Annotated in this window: 18 protein-coding genes; 11 read left to right on the forward strand and 7 right to left on the reverse strand. The window is 34.2% G+C overall.

Features of this window, described 5'->3' with window-relative positions; genetic code table 11:
* The first annotated feature begins 29 nt into the window (after positions 1 to 29).
* The 4 genes from H599_RS0102510 (at position 30) to H599_RS0102525 (ending at position 2,199) form a co-directional block, all read left to right on the forward strand.
* Positions 30 to 671, forward strand: coding sequence for a hypothetical protein (locus H599_RS0102510; RefSeq protein ID WP_026712669.1), 642 nt, complete (start codon positions 30 to 32; stop codon positions 669 to 671).
* Between the two features lie 9 nt (positions 672 to 680).
* Positions 681 to 1,367, forward strand: coding sequence for an SCO family protein (locus tag H599_RS0102515; RefSeq protein ID WP_026712670.1), 687 nt, complete (start codon positions 681 to 683; stop codon positions 1,365 to 1,367).
* 3 nt (positions 1,368 to 1,370) lie between these two features.
* On the forward strand, positions 1,371 to 1,913 hold the full coding sequence (locus H599_RS0102520; RefSeq protein ID WP_026712671.1) for a DUF420 domain-containing protein: 543 nt from the start codon (positions 1,371 to 1,373) through the stop codon (positions 1,911 to 1,913).
* Between the two features lie 67 nt (positions 1,914 to 1,980).
* Positions 1,981 to 2,199: a hypothetical protein gene (locus H599_RS0102525; protein WP_051590624.1), complete on the forward strand. Its 219-nt coding sequence runs from the start codon at positions 1,981 to 1,983 to the stop codon at positions 2,197 to 2,199.
* 81 nt (positions 2,200 to 2,280) lie between these two features.
* Here H599_RS0102525 and H599_RS0102530 read toward each other — a convergent pair whose 3' ends face one another.
* Positions 2,281 to 3,687, reverse strand: coding sequence for a DUF4403 family protein (locus H599_RS0102530; RefSeq protein ID WP_026712673.1), 1,407 nt, complete (start codon positions 3,685 to 3,687; stop codon positions 2,281 to 2,283).
* Positions 3,688 to 3,866: 179 nt separating this feature from the next.
* Here H599_RS0102530 and H599_RS0102535 point away from each other — a divergent pair, with 179 nt between their 5' ends.
* The 3 genes from H599_RS0102535 (at position 3,867) to tsaB (ending at position 7,277) form a co-directional block, all read left to right on the forward strand.
* Positions 3,867 to 5,240 carry a TolC family protein gene (locus H599_RS0102535; protein WP_026712674.1) on the forward strand — a complete coding sequence of 458 codons (1,374 nt, stop codon included), beginning with the start codon at positions 3,867 to 3,869 and terminating at the stop codon, positions 5,238 to 5,240.
* A gap of 10 nt (positions 5,241 to 5,250) precedes the next feature.
* The gene (locus tag H599_RS0102540; RefSeq protein WP_026712675.1) at positions 5,251 to 6,546 is read left to right on the forward strand and encodes an efflux RND transporter periplasmic adaptor subunit; all 1,296 of its coding nucleotides are present in this window, start codon (positions 5,251 to 5,253) and stop codon (positions 6,544 to 6,546) included.
* A gap of 62 nt (positions 6,547 to 6,608) precedes the next feature.
* Positions 6,609 to 7,277 (forward strand): tRNA (adenosine(37)-N6)-threonylcarbamoyltransferase complex dimerization subunit type 1 TsaB, encoded by a 669-nt coding sequence (gene tsaB, locus H599_RS0102545; RefSeq protein WP_026712676.1) that lies wholly within the window; start codon positions 6,609 to 6,611, stop codon positions 7,275 to 7,277.
* 132 nt (positions 7,278 to 7,409) lie between these two features.
* Here the strand turns inward: tsaB and H599_RS0102550 are convergent, their stop codons facing one another.
* The gene (locus tag H599_RS0102550) at positions 7,410 to 8,309 is read right to left on the reverse strand and encodes a NifU family protein (RefSeq protein WP_026712677.1); all 900 of its coding nucleotides are present in this window, start codon (positions 8,307 to 8,309) and stop codon (positions 7,410 to 7,412) included.
* Positions 8,310 to 8,434: 125 nt separating this feature from the next.
* On the opposite strand from H599_RS0102550, the gene H599_RS0102555 reads away from it, so the two are divergent.
* Entirely contained in the window at positions 8,435 to 9,433 is a 999-nt protein-coding gene (locus H599_RS0102555; protein WP_026712678.1) for a PorP/SprF family type IX secretion system membrane protein, read from the forward strand.
* 11 nt (positions 9,434 to 9,444) lie between these two features.
* Complete coding sequence (locus H599_RS0102560) at positions 9,445 to 9,957, forward strand: gamma carbonic anhydrase family protein (protein WP_026712679.1); 513 nt, start codon at positions 9,445 to 9,447, stop codon at positions 9,955 to 9,957.
* A gap of 95 nt (positions 9,958 to 10,052) precedes the next feature.
* On the opposite strand, the gene H599_RS0102565 is transcribed toward H599_RS0102560, so the two are convergent.
* Genes H599_RS0102565 through H599_RS0102585 form a run of 5 tightly spaced genes read right to left on the reverse strand, consistent with a single transcriptional unit; the run spans position 10,053 to position 14,045 of the window.
* Positions 10,053 to 10,769: a LytR/AlgR family response regulator transcription factor gene (locus H599_RS0102565; protein ID WP_026712680.1), complete on the reverse strand. Its 717-nt coding sequence runs from the start codon at positions 10,767 to 10,769 to the stop codon at positions 10,053 to 10,055.
* A gap of 5 nt (positions 10,770 to 10,774) precedes the next feature.
* Positions 10,775 to 11,863: a sensor histidine kinase gene (locus tag H599_RS0102570; protein ID WP_026712681.1), complete on the reverse strand. Its 1,089-nt coding sequence runs from the start codon at positions 11,861 to 11,863 to the stop codon at positions 10,775 to 10,777.
* On the reverse strand, positions 11,864 to 12,220 hold the full coding sequence (locus H599_RS0102575) for a DUF4907 domain-containing protein (protein WP_026712682.1): 357 nt from the start codon (positions 12,218 to 12,220) through the stop codon (positions 11,864 to 11,866).
* Positions 12,210 to 13,214, reverse strand: coding sequence for a Kelch repeat-containing protein (locus H599_RS0102580; RefSeq protein WP_026712683.1), 1,005 nt, complete (start codon positions 13,212 to 13,214; stop codon positions 12,210 to 12,212). The genes H599_RS0102575 and H599_RS0102580 overlap by 11 nt, the downstream gene beginning before the upstream one ends.
* 15 nt (positions 13,215 to 13,229) lie before the next feature.
* Positions 13,230 to 14,045, reverse strand: coding sequence for a DUF6268 family outer membrane beta-barrel protein (locus H599_RS0102585; protein WP_155960729.1), 816 nt, complete (start codon positions 14,043 to 14,045; stop codon positions 13,230 to 13,232).
* Positions 14,046 to 14,308: 263 nt separating this feature from the next.
* On the opposite strand from H599_RS0102585, the gene H599_RS0102590 reads away from it, so the two are divergent.
* On the forward strand, positions 14,309 to 15,631 hold the full coding sequence (locus H599_RS0102590; RefSeq protein ID WP_026712685.1) for a DUF4270 family protein: 1,323 nt from the start codon (positions 14,309 to 14,311) through the stop codon (positions 15,629 to 15,631).
* On the forward strand, positions 15,632 to 16,873 hold the full coding sequence (locus H599_RS0102595) for a PorV/PorQ family protein (RefSeq protein WP_026712686.1): 1,242 nt from the start codon (positions 15,632 to 15,634) through the stop codon (positions 16,871 to 16,873).

A 16,873-nucleotide genomic window follows, 5' to 3' on the forward strand; every position in this document is an offset into this window, starting at 1 on the left:
TATTTTTGCAATTAAAATTACTTTCCCTAATGAAAAAAAATATTGTTCTTTTTGTACTTTTTGTGTTGCCAATTGTTGCTTATCTCTTTTTTGCTTCAGGAGTTAACAGTTTTACAAAATTACCTGTCATTACGCCTAAAGTTGTCGACTTAGGAAATTGGGAGTCATTAAGAGGAGAGAAAGTAAGTTTGAATAATAAAATTACCATTTTGGGTTTTTCGGGGACTGAGGTTTTGAAAAACAGAGGAAATCTATTCAATCTAAACGAAAAAATCTACCAACGTTATCACAATTTTAAAGATTTACAGTTTGTAATGGTTTGCCCGTTAGGAACTGAAAAAGATGTCAAAAGTATCATGGATGCTTTCGATGATTTTACCGATGTGTCACATTGGTATTTTGTTTTTACAACTCCTGAAGAAATCAAAAACTATTACAGTCAGTTGAAATTAAAAGAAAGTTTAGGCGCTAACTTTGGGACTTCAAATGTGTATATCGTAGATAAGGAGAGAAATTTGAGAGGAAGAAATGGCGACAAAGATTATAAAGAAGGTTATGATACTTTTCATCCGTCTGATTTGAGTAATGAAATGCTAGACGATTTTAAAATTATTCTTTACGAATATCGTGCAGCATTGAAAAAGAATCACAACGCAACTAAACAATTGTAAATAGTTATTATGTTTAAAAATAAATCCTATATCGGAATTGCATTTATCGTTTTAATTTTTGGAATTTATGCTGTTCCAAAGATTGTTTCCCGAATTCAAAATTCTGATGTCGTAAAAGCAGATCGTTTGGATAAACTTTCTTCCGATTCGAATGCCGAAGTGGCTTTAGAAAAAATTGGTCCGGCTCCCAAATTCGATTTGATAAATCAGGACGGAAAAAAAGTTACTAATGAAACTTATAAAGGGAAGGTATATGTTTTGGAATTTTTCTTTACGACCTGTCCTTCCATTTGTCCTAAAATGAATCAAAGCATGTTGATTATCGAAAAGAAATTTTTTGGAAATCCTAATTTCGGAATTGTTTCTATCACCATTGATCCGATGCATGATACACCGGAAGTTTTAAAATCACATGCCGAACTGATTGGGGTAAAATCATCCAACTGGAATTTCTTAACCGGAGACCGTCAAACTATTTTTGATTTGGCTAACAAAGGATTCAATTTGTATGCAGGAGAAAACAGTAAAGTAAACGGCGGTTTTGAGCATTCCGGAATGTTTGCTTTAATTGATAAAAACGGTAATATTCGTTGCAGAAAAGATGAATTTGGAAATCCGATTTTATATTATGACGGCTTAGACAAAAAAGGAGTTAGGGATATTCAACAGGATATCAGTATTTTATTAGCAGAATAAGTAATGGAAAAACAAAATTTGGAAACCAAATACAACAAGTGGATTGTAGTATTATCTGTAGCGATACCTTTAGTGGTGGCTTTGCTTTTTGGAGTGAATTTAAGAAAAATGGGTTATGATGTAGAACCATTATCTTTTTTGCCTCCTATCTATGCTACGATTAATGGTATAACTGCTATTTTATTATTACTGGCTGTTAACGCTATAAAAAACGGAAAAGTAAAATTACACGAAAACCTGATGAAAACAGCTATTGGCTGTTCGGTAGCTTTTTTAGGAATGTATGTGGCTTATCATATGACATCTGATTCGACTAAATTTGGTGGTGAAGGAATAATAAAATACATCTACTATTTTATTTTGGTAACCCATATTGTACTTTCTATTGTGATTATTCCATTGGTTTTAATTACGTATGTGCGTGCTTTGGCAAAGGTATTTGATAAGCATAAAAAGATTGCTAAAATTACCTATCCTATTTGGTTGTACGTAGCTGTAACCGGTGTAGTGGTTTATTTAATGATTGCTCCTTATTATGCGCACTAAAGTTAAAAGTCTGATGTTAGAAGTTAGGGGAGAAAGTCCCAAATCTCAAATTCTAAATTCTAAAACTATGACAATTTTTTTTGGAATTTGTTTTTTGTTTTTTGGAATTTCAACTTATGCGCAATGCGCCATGTGTAGAGCTGCTTTGACAAATGATGGAAATATTGAGCAGGCAAAAGCGGTTAACGATGGTATTGTTTACCTGATGGTGATTCCTTATTTGTTGGTTGCTCTCGTTGGTTATTTTGTTTACAAAATGAGAAAATCCAAGTCAAAATCTGAATAATTCTATATAAAGGAAATTTCTAATTTAGGATTAATTGATATTTGATATTGCCATTGAAACTGAAATTGTCATTTCAATCGTTTATTCTAATCCGTCAACAGCAATGTTGATTTCTCCGTTTACTTTTACAAATGCAATAATGGCATTTTGACTCAATTCTATTTTCTGAAATTGAATGTCTTCCATTTTACCGTTTACAAAAACACCTTTCATTGGCGAATAATTGTTGAGGTAATTCAGCATGGTTTTCTTGCCTTCGTCTAAATTTGGCTGAATAGAATAACGGCAATTTTGCTGAATTTTTTTCAGAATAATTCCCTGAGCGAGCCAGTTAGCAGTTCGTAATAATTTGTTTTTGGTATCCAAAACATAATCCAGCTCGTCAAAATAAATTTCTTTTTTCTCCGAATTATATTTAGGAAATCCCGCCAGGTAAATCGTTCCGTTCAGGGAACCAATTAAGTCCAGAGCGATGACCATTTTGCCGCTTTTGTGCCAAATAGAAACATCCTGAACGGTTACTTTTCTGGAACCGGAACTAAAACTTTCTCCGGCAAAATTCTTTTTTATAATACGGGAAGCATCCTGATAGCTGGAAACAGCTACAATGTTGGCGGTTATTTGATTCGGGATTTTACTTACTGCTTTTAAAACAATTTTTTCTGCATCAAATTGGGTTTCGGGAACCTGACCGATGATGGTTTCCATGTTGCATTTTACTCCCATTTGCAATACAAAAGAATCGTTTTTTAAATGAGAAGCGGTGGAGTAGATTTCTGTTGGAACAATTCGCAGCCAACTCTCATAAGCCTCATTCATTTGGAAAGGTGTACAAATTTTTTCCAATGCTGCTAAAACATTCGGCTTGAAATCTGTTGCTTTTTCAATAGCTGTATCAATTTTTTTCTCAATTTTAGCTTTAAAAAGTTTTATAGAAGGATTGATCAAATAAGTTACCGGCATGTTTTTGCCAAAAATACTCATCGTCGGACTTTCATTCCAGTCTAATGATTTTAACTCGGTTTGTGTTTTTAGTTTCCAGTTGTTTAAATTCACTTTGCTGTTTAGTGTTACAACGCCATTCAGATGAAATTCTTTGGTGTTGTACAGATTTACTCCCATTGTTTGAGTGCCAATGCGGTATTTTATAGTTGCTTTTAACGGAAGTACAGTAGTAATTTTATCTGCATTGACTTCATTGCTGTTTTTGATAGAAATAGGAGCTAATTTCCAAATTTTCATTTCAATATCGTCATCTTCAATGTCGTTGTCTTCGTAAATCAAACCGTTCAAAAAGCTGTTGGTTTTGTTTTCAATGTCATTAAGTTTTATATTTATCGGCATGTTGATAAACGAAGGAACATTGTTGTAAACAATAGGGCTGGCATCGTCCGGTTCCGGTTTTAAGGTAGCAAGTTTTTGAGAAGTAGAGCAACTCATAATTGTTAGCAGGCTCAAAGAAATAAGGGAAAAAGCAGTTTTTTTCATGGGTTCAATTTGAAGTCGTAAATTTAGAAAAAGCTTTGATTTTTTGTTTGAAAAAGAATTTGTCAAAGTAGATTTTGTTTTCATTTTTAAGATTTTCAAATGTTTTCTTTATATGTATGATTCTTAATCAGAAAAACTTATTTTTGTGTAGTAACTTTACTTCATTTTATCTGAATCTTATGAACCGAAAAAAATATTTTAGTTTACTGCTTCTGGTTTTAACTCATTTTTATTCGATGGGACAAACCCGAAAATGGAACTTGGAAGAATGCGTGAAATATGCTTTGGATCATAATATTTCTATTCGACAATCGGAATTAGATACTCAAACAGCCGTAATTGACAAGAAAGATGCTTATGGTAAATTTATGCCTTCAGTATCGGCTTCAGCTTCGCATTCCTGGAATATTGGATTGAATCAGGATATTACCACAGGACTTTTAAAAAATCAAACAACGCAGTTTACTTCGGCTGGTGCTAATGTGGGAATTGATATTTATAAAGGTTTGCAAAATGTAAATAATTTGCGAAAAGCCAAATTATCACTTTTAGCTTCCCGGTATCAATTGCAAAAAATGCAGGAAGATATCGCGTTGAATGTTGCCAATGCTTTTTTGCAGGTGCTTTTTAATAAAGAAAATTTAAAGGTTCAAAATGAGCAATTGGCTATCGATAACAAGCAATTAAAAAGAACTCAGGAATTAGTCAACGCCGGAAATTTGCCAAAAGGAGATTTGCTGGATGTAAAAGCGACTATTGCTGCCGATAATCAAAAGGTAATTGCTGCGGAAAATGCTTTGTTGATTTCCAAATTGAGTCTGGCGCAATTATTACAATTAGACAGTTTTGATAATTTTGATGTCGCTGATTCGGAGGAATTTCAAATGAATCAGTCGATTTTAAATCAAACGCCAACATCCATTTATAATAAAGCCAAACAGGAAAGAGCCGAGTTGAAAATAGCGCAGACCAATCTTGAAATTGCCCAAAAAAATGTGAGTATTGCTAAAGGCGCTTACCAGCCTACATTAAGAGGTTTTTATAATTTCAATACCCGTGTATCTTATGCCGATGTTGCGTTAAGAGATCCAACAACAGGAGCAATAATTGGAACTCAACCACCGCCTAAATTTTTCGATCAGTTTAATGATAATAAAGGGCAGTCTTTCGGTGCGCAATTGAATATTCCGATTTTTAGCGGATTTGCTGTTCGAAACAATGTAGAGCGTTCAAAAGTGAGTTTTGAAAAATCAAAAATAGCCTTGGAACAACAGGAATTAGATTTGCAACGCAATGTTTATACGGCTTTTACCGATGCAAAAGGAGCTTTAAAAGCGTATGAATCAGCGGTTCAGGCGTTGGATTCCCGTTTGGAATCGTACAATTATGCCAAAGAAAAATTTGAAGTAGGTTTGATGAATGCTTTCGAATTGAGTCAGTCGCAAACTTTGTTGTCGGCAGCGCAATCGGAGGTGTTGAGAGCCAAATACGATTACATTTTTAAAACGAAAATAGTAGAATTCTATTTTGGAATTCCAATCATAAAAAAATAAAACCATCATTATGTCAAAGAAAAATATTTATATCCTTCTTGCTGTTTTTGTAGTAGTTCTTGGAGTGCTTTTGTATCTGGGGAAAAAAGGTCTTTTAGGAAATAAAGACGATGCAAAAGAGATTGAAATTGCCAAAGTGGTTCCAATGACTATTGTGGAAACCGTTTCGGCAACCGGAAAAATCCAACCGGAAATTGAAGTGAAAATTGCTTCGATGGTTTCGGGAGAAATTATCGATTTGCCGGTAAAAGAAGGTCAGATAGTTAAAAAAGGTGATTTGCTAGTTAAGATAAATCCCGATTTGTATTTGTCCAGTTTGAACAGAACTGTTGCCGGATTGTCCGGTTCCAAGGCGGGACTGACGCAGAGTGAAGCTCAGTTTAAAGAAGCCAAAGCCAGTTATGAGCGCAATAAAGTTTTATTTGAAAAAGGAATTATTTCCAAATCCGATTGGGATAAATCCATCGCTTCTTTCGAAGTTGCAAAAGCTACCAAACAATCGGCTTATTATAATGTGCAGAGTGCTTCGGCTTCCGTGAATGAGGCTAAAGATAATTTAGGACGAACCAATATTTATGCGCCTGCCGATGGAACGATTTCGGTGCTAAACGTAGAATTAGGCGAAAGAGTTTTGGGAACACAGCAAATGGCCGGAACCGAATTGATGCGTGTAGCCAATTTGAACAATATGGAAGTGGAAGTGGATGTGAATGAAAATGATATTGTTAAAATCAAAGAAGGGGATTTAGCAAAAGTGGAAGTCGATGCTTATTTAAAAAAACAATTCAAAGGCGTGGTGACGAGTATTTCTAACTCGGCAAGTTCTACTTTAACTGCAGATCAGGTGACCAATTTTAAAGTAAAAGTTCGCATTTTAAAAGAATCCTACGAAGATTTATTAGAAGGAAAACCGGCTACTTATTCGCCTTTCAGACCGGGAATGACCGCCACGGTTGATATTATTACAAAAACTAAGAAAAATGTTTTGGCAGTGCCTATTAGTGCTGTGGTTGTGAAATCGGATACGGCTGCGGTTAAGGTTTCAGATAAAAAAATACCGGATCCAAAAGAAGAGAAAAATGTAGTTCCTAAAAACGATAAAAAACTGGAATGCGTTTTTATCAAATCGGGTGAAAAAGCGAAAATTAAAATCGTAAAAACAGGAATTCAGGACGATACGAATATCGAAATTTTAAGCGGCGTTAAAAATGGAGACGAAGTGATAACCGGACCTTATACAACGGTAAGTAAAGAATTGAATTCCGGAGATAAAGTGAAACTCAAAACAGAGGGGAAAAAGAAATAATTTAGTTCTTTAGACCCGGAAAATTGAATTTTTTCAGACCTTTGCAAAAAAAAAATATACCATTGAGCTACATACTTAATATAGAAACGGCAACTAAAAAATGTTCCGTTTCCATTGCCAAAGAAGGAAAAACGATTGTTTGTAATGAAATAGCCGAAGAAGGTTATTCTCACGCAGAAAAATTACATGTTTTTATTGAAGAAAGTATTAAGGGAGCCGGAATAACGTATCAGGATTTAGTTGCTGTTGCAGTGAGTCAGGGGCCGGGTTCTTATACCGGACTTCGGATTGGAGTTTCGGCGGCAAAGGGCTTGTGTTTTGCTTTGGGGATTCCGTTAATTGCGGTAGATACTTTAAAAGCCTTGGCGGATCAGGCTAAGGTAGATTCTGGCTTAATTATTCCCATGTTAGACGCCCGAAGAATGGAAGTGTATAGTGCTGTTTTTTCGACAAATTTGGAGTCGAAAAGAGCAATTCAGGCTGAGATTATTGACGAAAATTCTTTTCAGGAATTTGAGGAGACACTTTATTTTGTGGGTGACTGCGCCGAAAAATGCAAAGCTGTTTTGACTAAAGCTAATTTTGTGTTTTTGGATGAAATTGTATACCCGTCTGCTAAAGAGATGAGTGCTTTTAGTTATGATAAATTCCTTAAAAATGATTTTGCGGATGTGGCTTATTTTGAGCCTTATTACCTAAAAGATTTTATGGTGACTACTTCAAAAAAATAAGAATATATATATTTCACCATTAAGAAATTAAGGCTTAATGATTTAATGAAAGGAATAATGATAAATCGTTTATGAAAACAAACAAGAAAAGCGTTTCAATTGAAACGCTTTTCTGTTTTATTTAATAATATTTTAAGCATTAATAGCTTCCACCTGAATGCTGTTGTCATTCAACATGCTTTTCAACATGTTTTCTATTCCGGATTTCAAAGTAAAAGTTGAAGAAGGGCAACCACTACAGGCACCCTGAAGAATTACTTTTACCGTTTTGCTTTCTTCGTCATAAGATTCAAAAGCAATATTTCCGCCATCGGCAGCAACGGCAGGTTTTACATATTCTTCTAAAATATTTACGATTTGTTGCGAAGTTACATCCAGTTTTTCGAATTCTTCATTCTTGATTTGTTCCTGTTTTTCAGCATTAGCCGCAACGCTGTCATCCAGAACAATTCCTCCGTTTTCAATGTATTGTTTGATAAAAGTTCGAAGTTCTAAGGTGATTTCATCCCAGCTGTTTAAATCGTATTTAGTTACCGAAATGTAATTTTCGTCAATGAAAATTTCTTTTACATAAGGGAATTTGAACAATTCCTTAGCCAATGGTGAAGAAGCCGTTTGGTCAATATTTTTGAATTCAACAGCTGTTTTAGTCAGCATTCGGCTTACTACAAACTTCAAAGCCGAAGGATTTGGAGTTGTTTCTCCGTAAACCGTGATCGGTTGTTTTTTAGGTTTGTTTTCATCAAGATTGATGATTACACCGCCATTGTTTACGTATTTTTCAATTTGTTCGGCTACAGCGTCCTGAACATCTTCCCATTCTACAATGCTAAATCGTTCAATAGCAATAAAATTACCCGAAATATAAACCGTTTTTACAAATGGTAAATAAAATAATTGTTGGGCAAGGGGAGAAGATTTGGCCTCGTCTATATTTTTAAACTCAAAACTTTCGTTTCGGGTAATAAAATCCTCAAATTCAAACTTTAAAATCGTTGGATTCTGAGTTTCTTTAATTGTTATTTTTGTCATGATTTTTTGTAAATTTTTACAAATTTAGTAAAGTTATTTTCAGCGAATAACTATATTTGGATTATTAATGAATAAATTAACTTAACTTTAGTTATTTCCGTACATCCTGATAAATTCTATTATAAATGTATAGCAAAATAAAATTCTTATTAATCTGTTTGTTTGTTGGAATAACTGCCTATTCACAGGAAGGGATTCCGGTATATTCAGATTATCTTTCCGATAATTATTATTTGTTACATCCTTCGATGGCGGGAGCTTCTAATTGTGCAAAATTGCGATTAACAGCCCGTAAACAATGGTTTGATCAGGAAGATGCTCCTGCGCTTCAAACGCTGAGTTATAACGGGAGAATTGGAGAGAAAGCCGGAGGGGGAATTATTCTTTTTAATGATAAAAACGGGTATCATTCTCAAAAAGGAGTGAAGTTTACCTATGCCTATCATTTGATGTTTTCCAGAGATGAAATCGATTTGAATCAGTTGTCTTTTGGTATTAGCGGAGGATTAATTCAAAGTCAGCTGGATGAAACTAAGTTTTTGCAATCAGGAGATTATGACCCAATTGTAGATGGAACGATTGTTCAGAAAGATTCTTATTTCAATATTGATTTTGGAATGTCCTACAATTATCTTGATTTTTATGTGCATGCCACCATTAAAAATGCGATTGAAACCCGCAGGGAAATTTACACCGGATACGAAAGTGATAATTTGAGAAAATTTATCCTGAGTTCGGGTTATATTTTTGGAAACAGAGACCGTATTTTATGGGAGCCTTCCATCATGTTTCAATATGCTGATTTGACCAAAGAAAAAGCGATCGATTTTAATTTGAAAGCTTATAAAAATATGGATTTTGGAAGATTATGGGGCGGTTTATCATATAGAACCAGTTTTGATGGTGCCGAATATAGTAATGGTAGCGGTACTTCAAAACAAAGATACCAGTCTTTTAATCCAATTATAGGGGTGAATTATAAAAACTTTATGTTTGCTTACACCTATTCTCACTTAGCGGGTGATGTGAAATTTGATACCGGAGGTTTTCACCAAATTACTTTGGGACTTGATTTGTTCTGCCGTCGGGAGAAGTATGAATGTTATTGCCCTGCTATTAATTAATTTCTTTGATTATGTTGATAAAATCGGTTAACGGAAAATTGCCACTAATTCCGGAAGATTGTTATGTGGCTGAAAATGCGACTATTGTTGGGGATGTGAGTTTTGGAACTTCCTGCAGTGTGTGGTTTAATGCGGTGGTGCGTGGGGATGTGAATTATATTAAAATTGGAAACAAAGTAAATATTCAGGATGGAGCTGTGATTCATTGTACCTATCAAAAATATCCAACAATTATAGGGAATAATGTATCTATTGGGCACAATGCCATTGTGCATGGTTGTGTGGTTCATGACAATGTTTTGATAGGAATGGGAGCGATTGTTATGGATAATTGCACTATCGAAAGTAATTCTATTATTGCCGCTGGTGCCGTAATTACTCAAAATACGGTGGTGGAATCCGGTTCGATATGGGCGGGAGTTCCGGCTAAAAAAGTAAAAGATATAAATCAATCGGGTTTTGCAGGCGAAATTGAGCGAATTGCCAATAATTATCTGATGTATTCCAGTTGGTTTAAGGAATAATTTTCAAAATATAAAAACCTATATTTTAAATTCCAAATTTCAATGTAGTTTGAATAATATTGGAATTTGGAATTTTCTGTTTGGGATTTTAAAAACTACAAATTGATTTTTTCAAAGAAAGCATTTTTATAGCTTTCACTAATAGGAATGCGTTTGTCGGCCAGTAAGACTTTGTTTTTTTGTATTGATTTTACGTATTTGATATTGATAATGTATGAACGGTGAATTCGCGCAAAACCTTTTGAAGAAAGCATGTTTTCCAGTTTGATTAGGCTGGTTAAGGTGAGCGTAAATTTATTGTCGGTGGTGTAAATTTTTACATAATCTTTCAGTCCTTCAATAAATAAAATATCCGAAAAGTTAATTTTTACGTTTTCGTATTCCGAACGCACAAACATAAAATCGGGTTCGTTTTCGGGAACTACTGTTGGCGTTGTGGTGTTAGGAACTATTTTATTGGAAAGAAATAATTGCTGTGCCCGCATAACCGATTTTAAAAAACGGTTAAAAGGAATTGGTTTTACCAAATAATCTACCGCACCCAAGTTGAACCCTTCTACGGCATAGTCAGAGTAAGCAGTGGTGAAAATAACCAAAGGTTTCTTGTCAATCGCATTCAGGAAATCAATTCCGGAAAAATGAGGCATTTCGATGTCTAAAAAAATCAAATCCACATTGGAAGTGTTAATCATCACGATGGCATCAATAGCATTGTTGAAAGTATTGATGAGTTCAAGACTTTCTACTTTGCTCACAAATTCTTTAATTAAATCGACTGCTAAAGGTTCGTCATCAATAATTACGCACTTCATTTTGTTTAATTTTCCAAAGGTTCTAGTTCTAATTTTAAATACACTTTGTATTTGTTATCCTCTTGTTTAATGTGTAACTGATGTGCATTAGGATACAAAATAGTCAGTCGGTTTTTTATATTATTCAGGCCAATTCCGGAATTGTTAGGATCTTTTATCTGGTTCTCTATTTTATTTTCAATCCAAAAATCCAAAACATTGTCTTCAATACTAATTTTAATTTTTACAAAAGCAGCTCCCTTGTAATCGGTGCCGTATTTAAAGGCATTTTCGATAAACGAAATTAGTAACAAAGGTTCAATCGATTTGTTTCGGGTATCGCCGTGAATATTTATAAAAATGTTTTCAATATTGTTTAATCGTAATTTTTGTAATTCGATATAGTTTTTAATATAGTTGATTTCTTTTTCTAAAGATACTGCTTTGTTGTCAGTTTCATACAACATATAGCGCATCATTTCGGACAAAGTTACAATGGCATCGGGAACTAAATCGGATTTTTTATAAGCCAGCGAATAAATACTGTTCAAAGCATTGAATAAAAAATGCGGATTGGTTTGTTTTCTTAAATAGTTTAACTCGGTAGAAGTTTTACTGGTTTCAGAAATTAATTTGTTTTGTTGATTGGTGTAAAATTCCGAAAGCGTTTTAATAATAGTACTTATCGTGATGATAAACAGATAGAAAAGCGAAGGGAAAAATTTGAAAAAAAACGGAGGAGGTTTTCTTAAAAAACGTTTGTCACGAATGATTTCTTTTCCGTGAATATCAAATATTCGCTGATGTTGTGGTAAATTATGAAAATCCGGACTAAAATAAACGATTTTAATAGAGGTTAAAATAGCTATAATTCCGAAGATGATTCCCAGATAAGCGACGTATTTTTTTTGCAAAAGTAAATTAGGTACAAAATAAAAATAATTGGCATAAAATAATAAGATGCCACTGGACCACTGAACGTAAAATTCGGCGTTAATTCCGGTGAAGTTTTGATAAAAAGGTAACAGTGAGGCAATTATTAAAAAGCACCAAACAATACTGTGTATCAGTATTTTGTTTGAATGGTTGTTGGTGGTGATGCCCTCTAAGTTCATTTAGGTTTTAATTGATAATAAAATTAAATCTTTTTTTGTAATTGTCGGCGATGAATGTGCTTCCAGTTTTTTGAGTACTAAATTACCAACTTTTAGTGCATCTTCTTCGTTTTCAAATGATTTTTGATTTTGAATTACTGGAATTATCGACTGTTTGATAATAATTTTATCGTTGTTTTTAATAATATAACCCCAGCCATTGTCGGTTTTTAAGGATTCTAAAGTTAATCCTTTGTTGTGGTTACAGGCCAGGAGAATCAGTAAAAAGCTGCTTAAAATAAGTGTTTTGGCTGTGCTGAATGAAAAATTCTTCCGGGAAATGCCCCAGAAGAATTTTGTTTTTGTATTAGTTGTCATCGTCATTTTGTTCGTCTTGTGGTCTAAATTCCCAAATATCATCATAATAAGAAGAACCGGAACGTCCTAGTAAAACAAATCCTCTTTCGTTGATTGAGAATCCTATTGCATCAGTTCTTCCTGAACCTTCAAGCGCAGTTCTTTCTTTCCAAACATCAGTTGCCGGATCGTATTCCCAAATTGTTTTCGAACTTTCACCGCAGGCAATATAACCTAATCCGTTCATCGTAAATGCAGAAGCATTCGAACGTACAATTACGTAATCGTCGTTGTAAGATTCATCATCGTCTGTATCCTGATCGATATCACGTTTTCGGGTCCAGCTTTCGTCACTTGGATCAAACATCCAAAAATCCACCTGATAAGAACCGTTGTTAACTCCGGTTCCTAAATAAGCTTTGTCGTCAATTACAAAAACAGCTGCATTTCTTCTTTTATTTCCGCTAAAACCATTTAATTGTGTCCAGGTGTCGGAATTAGCATCATACTGATAGAAATCTTTCAGGTAGTTTCCGTCGTATCCGGTTCCAAAATACCCTTTTCCGCCTACCTGAAATCCAACAGCCGAATAACGAGCTGTTCCTGTAAAATCCGCTTTTTGAGTCCAGGTGTTATTGTCTGGATTGTATTGAAAAAAATCGTTTAATTTGTTTATTCCGTCATAACCAAGTCCGATATAACCATTTCCGTCAATGCTAAATCCTGAAGCGGAACTTCGGGCAATACCTGTAAAATCGGCTTTTTGTTCCCAATAATCACCATCAGAGTTATAGGCCCAAAGGTCTTTTAGATATTCATCTCCGGTATATCCTGTAGCCACATAAGCATAAGAACCAATAACGAAACTCGCTGCGCTTGATCTTGCCGGGCCGTCAAATGAGGATTTTTTGATCCAGTTACCAGTCAATTCTTCATCGTCATCATTGCTGCAACCTACAAATACCAAACTCATCAATAGCATGGCGATTAGTGTTCTTCCTTTAAAAATAGTCATAATTTAGTTTATTTGTTATTGTTTGTATTTTATGCCAATATTGAAAAGGGTTCCATCATTAGCATCGAAATTAAATTTTGTTGTTCCTCTATTATCTGTTAATCTGTATTTTTTGTTAAACTGATACCCACCCTGAAAACTTAGAAACCAATTTTTATCTATATTTCTTTCGTATTCAAATACTGTTGTCATTTGAGAAAAACTGATTCTCGAAGCCGTCTGATTGCTCTCGATTTTTTTGCTTTGATCTAATTTGTAATATTCCCCATCAAAACTATTGGTTAGGTTAAAATGGTTGCGTTCGTTGTTTGAATAATGAATTGCCGAATTAGGAAATCCAATTTCAATATCAGTGTCCGGATTGAGTTTGCTGTAAAAAGCAAGAGTAGGTAATATGGCTGCTTTTCCAAAAACACGCATTCTTTTTACACCTAACTCCAGGCTGTTTTTTTCGTTAAATGAATAACGTATTTCGGCTCCTCCAAAAATGCTAACGTCTGAAATGCCGAAATTGTTTTCAAAAGCCGCGACAGTTTTAAATTCTAAATCGAGACTTAATTTTTTGTTGAATTTATGACTCAATTCCAAATTGTTTTCTATTCGGTTCAAACGATAATCTATGTCGTTTGAATAGTAATCGTCTAAGTCAAAATTGAGTCCTGTGTTTTTATAGCTGATTGTATTGCTTATTTTATTTTTGGTATTCCAATTGTCATACAATGAAAAACTGGCTCCTGTTTCATTTTTTGTAGTCATTTCGGCAGGAACGGTTTTAATGTTCAATTCTAAAGAATAGCCACTTTGAGCTGTTGTTTTGAGAATTGAAATCATACAAATCAGGCTTATAAAATATTTTAATTTCATTTAATTTTTTATTGCTTCAAAAGTATGTGCATTCCTTATTTTAAAAAAAGAAGATATATAGATACCTTTTTTTCATAGACAAAACCCCGTTTTATTCCGTTGAATCCGATTTGGATTTTCTATTTGGATATGTAGATAAAAAAAAGGAATTTATAGATATAAAATACGGGATTGTATATGTTGTTAGGCTTTGTAGAAGGTGCTCTGCTATATTTGTTCAAAAATTTTTTATGTACAGATTCATTATAGTCTTGATTTTTGGAGCGTTGTTCACTTCGTGTAATTCGGATGTTGATGCGGGAGAATTTGTCGTAGGCTCAGATAATTTAGCGATTACGAATAAGGTTGTTTTAATTGATACCGCTACTGTTGAGGTTTCGACGATTAATTTTGATTCCCTGGCTACTTCCGGTCAAAGCAGAATTCTTTTGGGGAATTATGATGATCCTATATTTGGAAAAGTAAAATCGGATAGTTATTTTCAGTTAAGTTCTTCAAGTTTTGCTTTGCAGACCACCAGTTCGGATTTGGAAGGGGCTAATTATGTTTTCGATTCTATTCGAATGGTATTAATTCCGGATAAATATTATTACAGCGATACCACTAAGACTCAGTCAATAAGTATTCATCGTTTGTTGCAAAAGGTAAAACCGAATACGGATGACGATAGTTTTTATAATAATTCGGCTTTGAGTTATGATTCTAACAGTCTTGCCACGGTTACTTTTAGTTCCATGCCTTTAAGACAGGACAGTATTTTTGTAAAACTGGATACTACTTTTGGTGAGGCTCTTTTTCAAAAATTAAAAAAGCGTGAGATTACTACCGAAGATCAGTTTATTGAGTATTTCAAAGGATTAGTTATTCGTTCGGTGTCAGAAACCTCTTCTTGTGTGATGGGTTTTAAAACGACGAGTTTGATGCAATTGTATTATTCGAAAAAAGTAACCGATGCACAAACTTCCATCTTGAAAGAATTCACTATTACGGATGCTTCAAAGCAATTTAACCGAATTACTTTAGACCGAACCGGAACGGTTTTGAAAGATTTGCCAGGAACCACGGAGCGTTTGTCCAGTAATCTAACCGAGAACAAATCCTTTATCCAGTCAGGTACGGGACTGGCTTGCAGAATTGATTTTCCTAATATTAAGCAGTTGAAATATATTACAGAAAAAGGGGCTATTGTGGATGCGAAATTAGTTATCCGACCAGTGAATAATACATATTCGGCTGTGTATCCGCTAGCTGATTCTTTGAATGTTTATCTCGCTGATGATTTAAACCGATTGAAAGGAACTTTGAATTCGTCTTCCGGTTATCCCATTTATGCAGTGTTGAATAAAGATAATGACGAGTTTGACGAAAATATTGGTTACAGCATTCCTTTGGGAACTTTTATGCAAAACGAAATGATTAAGCAATCCGATTCCAGATTGTCTTTGATTTTAACGATTCCTAATATTTCTAAGGCTGTAGATCGTTTGGTGTTAGGGAATCAAAAAAATACCGGTAATAAAGTTCAGTTGAAAATATATTATATCTCTTATTAGATGAAAAAAATAATCGCAATAATAAGCTTTTTGATTGTCGCATCTTTTAGCTCTTATGCACAAAGTTTGTCCAGTTCTCCGTATTCTATTTTCGGATTAGGAAGTTTGTATGAATCCGATTTTGGTTCGCTTCCGGGTATTGGAGGTTCCGGAGCAGCTTTGCCGTCTGATAGATTTATTAATAATTTGAATCCGGCTTCTTTGGGATTCATGTATAAAAATCATTTTATTTTTGATGTGGGAGGTAATGCGATTCAGACTTCGTATCAAAATTTATCCAGAAAAGAAAGCCGCAATAATGTGCAGTTTTCACATATTGCTTTTGCTTTTCCGTTAAGTTCTAAATCGGCAGTAAGTGTAGCTTTAAAACCTTATTCGAGTGCCGGGTTTAAAATCTCTGATTATAAGTTACCTATTCAGGACAGTAATGAAGAATACACTTTAAGCGCTACGGGAACCGGAGGATTGAATAATTTTGATATTTCTTATGCACACCGCATTGGAAATAAATTGTCTTTGGGTTTATCGACCTCAATTCTTTTTGGAAGCACCAAGGATTCCAGAGAATATATCATCTCCAATTCGATCACGACTATCGCTAAAGAATCGTCTTATAATGGTACGAGATTTAATTTTGGCGGCCAATTTAAAATTGATTCCACTTTTACGATTGGAACTACATTGAAATCTCCCGCAAAAGTAAATGCTACTAAAGTCCAATCGGTGGTTACGTATAATTCAGAGTTGGAAGCATCAAATACGGTGGAAACTAATGCAGCATCCGATACGGATGATTATTATTTGCCTTTCGAATTTTCGGCGGGATTAAGTAAGAAATTTAAAAATAATCTGAATCTGACGATGGATTATGAAATGGCTTTTTGGGGAAATACCAATCAGGCCGATTTGTACGGGAATTATTTGAATCAGGAAAAATTTAAGATGGGATTGTCTTATCGAAGAGGGAAAAATCAAAGAAGTTACTTTGATGGTATTCAGTTTTCAACAGGTTTCAGTTATGATACCGGATTTTTGGAAATAGATAATAAAAGGATAGAAAATACAGCGATTTCTTTTGGGGTTTCGTTGCCAATTGAGAATACTTTTTCAGTGTTGAATATTTCGTATTCTTATGGACAAAAAGGAAGAATCAGTAACGGACTGATAAAAGAGAATTATCACAAAATATCGCTTAATCTGTCTTTAGACGGAATTTGGTTTGTAAAAAGAAAATTTGATTAG

It is taken from the genome of Flavobacterium daejeonense DSM 17708 (genome assembly GCF_000425425.1).
Lineage (GTDB): Bacteria > Bacteroidota > Bacteroidia > Flavobacteriales > Flavobacteriaceae > Flavobacterium > Flavobacterium daejeonense.